The sequence below is a fragment of the Sphingobium sp. genome, assembly GCF_035511395.1.
In the GTDB taxonomy this organism is placed as follows: domain Bacteria; phylum Pseudomonadota; class Alphaproteobacteria; order Sphingomonadales; family Sphingomonadaceae; genus Sphingobium.
Window position 1 is genome coordinate 1 of record NZ_DATKFP010000004.1, and the last position, 7319, is coordinate 7319.

5 protein-coding genes are annotated in these 7319 nt (G+C 63.7%); 2 read left to right on the forward strand and 3 right to left on the reverse strand.

The features are described 5' to 3' along the window. A partial coding sequence (locus VMR39_RS30385; protein WP_414712428.1) for a hypothetical protein occupies positions 1 to 143 on the reverse strand: 143 nt, incomplete at its 3' end. 661 nt (positions 144 to 804) lie between these two features. Then, positions 805 to 1263 (reverse strand): hypothetical protein, encoded by a 459-nt coding sequence (locus VMR39_RS00275; protein ID WP_325413232.1) that lies wholly within the window; start codon positions 1261 to 1263, stop codon positions 805 to 807. Between the two features lie 244 nt (positions 1264 to 1507). On the opposite strand from VMR39_RS00275, the gene VMR39_RS00280 reads away from it, so the two are divergent. Next, the gene (locus VMR39_RS00280) at positions 1508 to 1780 is read left to right on the forward strand and encodes a hypothetical protein (RefSeq protein ID WP_325413234.1); all 273 of its coding nucleotides are present in this window, start codon (positions 1508 to 1510) and stop codon (positions 1778 to 1780) included. A 313-nt stretch (positions 1781 to 2093) separates the two neighbouring features. Here the strand turns inward: VMR39_RS00280 and VMR39_RS00285 are convergent, their stop codons facing one another. Beyond that, the gene (locus tag VMR39_RS00285; RefSeq protein WP_325413236.1) at positions 2094 to 6089 is read right to left on the reverse strand and encodes a hypothetical protein; all 3996 of its coding nucleotides are present in this window, start codon (positions 6087 to 6089) and stop codon (positions 2094 to 2096) included. Between the two features lie 130 nt (positions 6090 to 6219). On the opposite strand from VMR39_RS00285, the gene VMR39_RS00290 reads away from it, so the two are divergent. After that, entirely contained in the window at positions 6220 to 7191 is a 972-nt protein-coding gene (locus VMR39_RS00290) for a DUF4238 domain-containing protein (protein ID WP_325413238.1), read from the forward strand. Positions 7192 to 7319: the final 128 nt, after the last annotated feature.

Consider the following 7319-nt stretch of genomic DNA (forward strand, 5'->3'; position numbering starts at 1 on the left):
ATGACCTCTATCCGCGGGCCCGCATATGGGTGCCATCGAGACGGCGATGGATCAATAAGATCCAAGGTCAGAAAATCCGGAGCGTCACCCTTTGACGTCGGCAAGTGAATGCGAGGCTCATGAGTCGTTGGGTTGCGGAACATCCCGAAAGTTCCTTTGATGAGATTTGCGAACCACGCTGCTCACCTCATTCGCTCTCGCTTGAAAGCGGGTTGATCGCGATAATCGGCGGCGTTCGGGTAAGGCACTGGCGTTAAGGAGCCGCCGGATGACCGCTCGTGGCAGAATCTGCCGTTAAACCGGCCGAATTGGTGCGGCAGAAATGTCCCAACCCAAGGCGTTGAGGATTACGCGAACGACCCATCCAAGACACTCAGCGGCAAATTTTTGATCCCCAGGTGCGGACGGGCAGCTTTCCGGAAGCTGTCGACCAGATCGCGAAGTTCGCCGGTTGAGCTAACAACGGCAGCTCTTGCCAAAAGCTGCCGCTTGCCCGACGTGAACCCGCCTGGAAGCTACGCGCCCCAATCTCAGCCATTCACGCGCCCGAAATTCAAGCACGAAAGCAGCCGTTCCTTCAGGTAGCGATGATGATAATCATTTGGTTGGAAAGCGGATAAGCCTCAGTCAGTCGGCGAGCGTCGATACCGAGCCGCTCGCCGTGAACCACGGCATGCCGCTCAACCGGTGTGATTTTCACTTCCCGGGCCTGCGGTTAGGATCCGGCATCATCCCTGGCGAGCCGGTCGAGGGCATCAAGGTCAGGGCAGGATTTCCGATGGGTCGAACGAGAGCCGCGAGTGACTAGATGGACGTGAAAATGAACGGTGGTCCGCCTAAAATCGACGCTGCGCCGTTGAGAAGGGCGAAAGCCGCATTCGGTTCCTCGAGACGGGTGACCGGGCCGCCGCTCGTTCCGAAAAGATCCGGCGCCGGTGAGTTCAGGTCCAGGAATCCACGGATGCGGCTAGCCATGTTCACGAAGTGATAGGCCGATCCGTTGATAACAGTAGCGGCATCACAATCAGGCATATTGCCGGTGGCCGTGCAAAGATATCCTTCGGCGATAATCTCGCTACCCTCCGGAGGAACGGGAGAATGAAGAAACGGCGTAGCGGGAAAATCACATGTGAACGTCGCGACGTCGGCCGCTTGGTCGAAATCCGTCACCGCCAGTTCGAAAGCCGATGGCAGCGACATCGCGAAGTCGCACATGTCGACGGCTCCCTCCGCACCCAAACTGCCCAAGCCGATATCGGTCAACACGTGCGCCGCCGTATAGAAGACGCGTCCCGCAGTCTCATCGACGCAGAAGGCCGTGCCCCATCTCGATCCAACGGAAATCCTGACTACCGAACCCGTCTACCCTCTAACCGTCGCCCGCCCCGCGACCCTCACTCGAAACCGTCGATCCCGATTGCTCGGTTTCGTTGAACAAATCTCGCCCCCGTTCTATATTAGACGAATGGCTGACCCAAAAGCGCGAAATGTCTTCCCAGGACTTTGCGTGTGGAGCGGAGCGGCGCATCGGCAGAAGATGCCCATTGATGTTCCTGACGGTCAGCGACGCGGCGAGATCGCCAACGTGTTGGCCTTTCGGAGCCGAACCGGAGCAACGGCGGTCACAGTGACTTGGCCGGTTGAGGACCAGGTCAATTTGTTAAAGGCAGATTTCGAGTACCACAGCCCGCGAGCCGCACTGGACGCCGGCTGTAAACTCGGTGAAAAATACGAGGAAGACGCCAAGTACATGGAGAAGATGGTCGCCATGTACGGGTGATCCGATGCCACCTGTCTCTCGTTCTTTGTTCAATGAAACCTGCCATTTCGCAAACAGGCTAAAAGGCGCTTGATGGGTATTGGGGGGCTGCCGGTCAGCAATGCGCCCCAATCGCGGTCGGCGGTCGCTAGGTTATGCGCTCATGAGAGCGGCCATTCAGGATACTGCAATCAAAAAGCATGTGCCAGTCTGCAAAATCGGGCGGCCAGGTTATTTTTCGGTCAGGAACACATACCTTAAGACGCCTTGCAGGCTCACACATTAAATGAAATTGCGCTTAAGCAGACCTCGGGCGCCCTGTCGGATTACGACGTCACTCTTCGGCGATCCTCTTCCCCAGGCGCTTGCGCGCATATTCGCGCAAGTCGACCGATCCCAGGTCGTCGAGAATCGACGGCGGCAGAGGCTCCGGCGAAGCGAGCAGCTGCCGTGCCGGATGATCCGGATCGAGCAAATCGAGGATCTGGTCGGCGGTCTTGCGGTTCCGTTCGGCCATGGCGTTGGCACCGACCAGCAGCAGGACCCGTCTGCGGTTGACGCTTGCCACGCGCTCGAAGAGCTTGAGCGCCCGCGCAGGCTTGGCGTGGGCTCCGACGAGATGGGCCGCGGGCACCGCAAGGATCGGTCCCGACCTGGTGAGGAAGCTAGGCTGGAGATGCGCAGTGATCGACGGATCCAGCGTCTCGGCCTCAGCGAGCGCGTCCAGCGCGTCGAGCCGTATCCAACGGGCGCCCGGCACGTTCACCAGATTGGAGATCTTCTGCTGAATACCCGCGCCACAGCCATGGGCCGCGGCGATCAGCGCATATTGGCTGAGCAGGCGATCCGGCGTCTTCTCGGCCAGATCCAGCAAGCTGTCGCCGGTCGCGTCCGACAAGGGCGCGTTGTTGGCGATCGCGATAACCGCTTCCTGTGCCACGTCATAGCTGACGGGGTCCTCATGATTGTGGTCGGCGCTCGACCAGCTGTCGTGAATGAGGCCCAGCAACGTTCTGAGATGGTCGGGATGCGGTCGCTCCGCGATCACCGAGACCAGCGCCCGCCGGACCCGCGCGCTCTTGTCCGAGGCCATGGCGAGCATCGGTGCGGGTAGCGGATCGGGAACCGACGGGGCCAGGTGCAGCAAGGCGGCCCGTCGCGCGTCGGCGCGAGAGTGCCGGCGCGCTCGTTCGACGATCACGTCATCGCCGGCCTCGATCGCGAGCTTGGTCGCGGCGAGCGCATGGTCCTTGCTCGTCGCGCGTGCGAGCCACATAGAGATCGCCGGCGACGCGTCGCCGTCGCTGGCAAGGATGACGGGCGCCACCGAGCTCAGTGTCTCCGGGTCGAGGTCAGCGATGTTGCCGGTCAGGAACGCCAGGGCGATGGCGCCGACGGCGCCTGCCTTACCGTCGCCCGGCGGGAAGGCTGCGAGGATTTCCGAAAGCTCGGGCGCCAATCGGTCCGTGACTTCCTTGAGCATCACCTGCCGATCGTCCGCTTCGAGGCGGAAACTGGATCGATGTATGTCGGTGAGCAGCGATATCTGGCGATCAGGACGCCCCGCCCTTAGCTCGACGGTGGCGACCAGCGCTTGCGGCGCATGGGGGAGTCCAACCCGGGCAAGTGCATCACGCAGCGAAACATCCGCGTCCGCATCGCCAAGCCGCGCCCGGAGGTCAGGCTCGATCTCACCATGCCAATGCCAATCGATCGCCCCCCATGCTTCGGGCTCGGCATCGAGATCCTTTGCAGCCGCAAGCAGCGCACGAATCTCCTCGACCGGCGCCTTGTCGCGAGCGACCAGGACGGCGTGGGCCCAGGCGCGGACGAGTTCGGCGACACGCGGGTGTTCGGCGATCGTGCGCCAGCGGCCGTCCGCGCGAAGACGGCGGACATAGGCATCGACGAATACGCCCGAGGTGTAGCCGTCGTCCTCATGGTTCCACTGCATCGCCTCCTCGGCGGCATAGTCGCGTTCGCCGTCCTCGATCGCGCGCCACTCTTCGGCGTGGGCCTGGTCATAGCTTCGCCGGAGCGCGGCGAGATCGTCGAGGGCAAGCCGGACGACGGCTTCGAAGCCTTCCAGATCGCGGAGCGCGCCGGCGGCGACCACCTCGGCATTCGTCTCGACGCCGTTGCCAACCATCTGGCGAGCAGCATCAAGATAGTCAGGCTCGAGGCCGGTCGCGATGCGGTCGAGCCGTTCGACGAAGCCCTTCCCATAATCGCCGTGATCGAAGGCAAGCTGACCGCGAATGAAGCGCCCGGCAACGATCGCCGAGCAAGGATCCGCCGAGACGGTATCGTACCAGGCATCTTCGAACAGGGGCGGTTTCCAATCGTCGACAAAGACCGACCCGCCGCGCTGGATGCCCTTGAGCAGCCAGAAGGCCACGCGGCTGGGGATCGACGCTTGCGTCCCGACTTCGGAGGCGAGCTCGAGGAGCGGGCCGAAGTCTGACTTTGGATCGACCAGTCCCTCGTCGAGCCAGGCGTCGATCGCTGCATGATCTCCGGCCGGGATGTCGAGGGGCGCATCGATCTCGCTGTGGTCCGTGAACCGGCGCGTCGTCTCGAGCACGCGCGCGGCGGTCTCCATCCCCCAGCCGCGATGGGGTTCAGGCAGGTTCAGCAGCGCGGAAATCAGCGCCTGGATTGCTGCCTCGCTGCGCAGCCAGTGCCGGAGCAGAAAGGCCTCGAAGCCTTCCCGGACGCTTGGATGGGCAAAGGCGATCGTGCGCACCGGCTGGCGCAAATGGCGGGCGGCGACCAACCGGTCGATCAGCTTGTCGAGCCCGTCCGCGAGGTCACGGTCGATCGGACGGATCGCGCGCATGAGGGGCGCGAGCTGCCCACGATCGAATTGTCCACGCGCGGCGAGCAGCGCCCAGACGATCGCAGCCGTGCCCGTCGTATCGCTCGCCTCCAGCGCCTTGACGACGACACCCTCGACCGCATCGCGCTGCGCGAGCGCGAGGAGCCGCGCGGAGAATTGATAGTCCGGCTCCTCCGGCTCGGGCCCCGCGAGAAGGTGCGAGAAATAGAGATCGATCTCTAACGGCGTCTCGAGCCTGCCGAGCACGCCCGAGCGGAACGCATAGGCCTTGGACTGAAGCGCGGGCGGGAGCTGGTCCATCCGGTTGTCGTAGATGGCCCGCAGCTGGCCGCCGCGATATTGCTCGGCATCGAGCTCGACCGACCAGGCGTCCAGCGCTGCGCCGACATGGGCGCCCCGGAGCATGTCGCTGCGGGAGGTAATCACGAACCGGTGCGTGGGAGACGCCTTGGCGAGCATCCGCGGCAGCTGCTCGGTCCAGTCTTGGTGGCCGCTCCGCAGGCTGTACTGGCCCCAGGGGTCGTCGATGTAGAACAGGGTCGGCCCCTTATCGACGAGCTTGCGCGCGCTGGTCGGGCTGTCGTCGGCGCCGAGCGCCACGATCTCCGTCGCCCCGTCGCGCTGCCGGGCCAGGTCGCACAGCTTCAGCGCCGCCTGGGTCTTGCCAGTGCCGGAGGGCCCGCGCACCACGACCGCGTTCTTCTCGTTCAGCAGCTGCGCCATTTCATCGAAATTGGCCGGCGGCACGAAATGCTCGAGGCTGGGAAGGCTCGCTAGAAAGCCGCCATGGTCGCGGACGGTGGCGAGCAGGTCCTCGCGCGTCCAGACACCGGGCTGCGCCGTCCGCGTCCGCCGCTTTGCCTCGGCCCGCAGCTTTTCCAGCAAGGCCTGCTGGTCGACCTTCGGCACATGGAGGAGGTCGGACATCAGCTCGCGCAGGTCCGAGGCCAATTGCTTCTCGGTCAGCTTGCCCCAGATCGCGACGCGCCCCTCGGGCGACTTCTTGAGAGTGGTCCGGAGGCTCGCGGGGAATTTGGCCCTGTCGTGTGCCTCCTCGAACCCCTCAACCAGCAGCCCGCGGGCAACGCCCTTGGCGTCGGCTGTCGTGACGAGCAGGTAGCGTGTGCCGGGGTCGTCTAGATGGTGCAGTGCCTTTCGCCTTCCGCCCGGCTGGTCGGAACCATGTTTAAGCAAGGCGGAGAAGTCGTCGACCGACCAGGGCTCGCCGGTATCGCGCTTGACCTGGATGACAAGCTTGTAGCCGCCGGCCAGCGTCGCGCTGGACTCGATCCTTCCCGGCACGTTCGGCTCGAGATCGACTTCGAGATCCTCCTCGCTCGCGGGTTCGAGGATCAGGCGCGTCGCGGCCTTGGAGATGAGGAGCAGCTGCAATGCCGCGAGAATGGAGACGTCGAGCTGATAGTCGAACCCCAGTTGCGCGGCCGCGGCGCCGCGTATCGAGCCTCCTACCGTCTTGCCTGCAACGCCCATTGATTTCGCTTCTCCGCATCGAGTCGTTCCAAATGTTCAATGTGTGCGGCCGCCTCGAAGATCAAGCGAACCGCACTACCCACGCGCAGTTCGGCATTGCGCGCTAACGCTGCGATCCTATGTTGTGGGGATGAGCGGCGCGCCAAAGCGACATCACTGGATCCCTGTTTGCCATTCGTCGCTATGGGTGGACGAGGAAGGCTGCGTCACCACGATCACCGAAAGCGGCGAGGTCCGGCGGACGACGCCGACGAACACGGCCGTGATCGGCCAGTATAACTCGGTAATGATGCCGGATGGCACCCGCGATCCAGCGCTTGAGATTTATTTCGCGGACGAAGTGGAAAGCCCGGTGGCGCCGGTGCTTGCGAGGATCGCTACCGAAACCCGGCGCGACCCCGAACTCGAAGCACGGTTCGACAAGGCGATGCTCCACCGCGAGAAGCGCCAGATCGCGCGAGACGGCTTCTACGCCGACAAGCGTGCGTTCTCTGCCGCCTTCTCGCTTTCCGACCGCCGCGCGCTGGCGCGCTACGTCGCATCGCTGATTGTGCGAGTTCCGAGCTATAAGGACGAGCTCAACTCCAACCGAATGCTGGAGAATGTCGCTTCGGTGCTCGGGCTCGATCCGGCGGCCGCGCGCTTTAGGGCTGATATGCTGCATGTCGAGATCATCCGCAGGCATCTGCGCGACTATGCAACCAAACTCGAGCGTTGCGGCTTCGTGCTGCTGGACGCGCCCGACAGCACCGAGTTCATCATGGGCGACACGCCGGTGATCCCGGCCGCGCTCGGCTTCGGCGAGGCCGAGGTCCTATGCCCGATCACGCCAAGGCGCGCACTCATGGTCGTCAGCAACTACGTGCCGCCTTTTGCCGACCGCTTGGGGATCTTCCGATCCCGTCCGCCCTCGGTACGGGCGTTCAACAAGACGATGGTGCAGAATGCCGAGCGAGAGATCTTTTGCCGTGCAAGCTTCCCGGTCGACTTCGTCAAGGAGCATCTAGGGACACGCCAGGTCCGTCTCGAGCCCAATCTGGAAACCGCTGCGGGCGCGCATTCGGCCAGAGGGCCGATGCTCGACCGCCCGGCCGCGCCTTGAGCGGCGCATGGAGCGGGCCGCGCCGATCGACGTCTGGGACATCGCGACCTTCGATGCGCAACTTCGCCGCCTGCTCGACGCACGCGCGCAGCTGATCCGGGACTATTGGACTGAATCGAAGCGTTTGT

Excerpts from the sequence above, each read along its gene's own strand:
- VMR39_RS00285 (WP_325413236.1), bottom strand. The coding sequence starts at position 6,089 with ATGGGCGTTGCAGGCAAGACGGTAGGAGGCTCGATACGCGGCGCCGCG.
- VMR39_RS00290 (WP_325413238.1), top strand. The coding sequence starts at position 6,220 with ATGAGCGGCGCGCCAAAGCGACATCACTGGATCCCTGTTTGCCATTCG.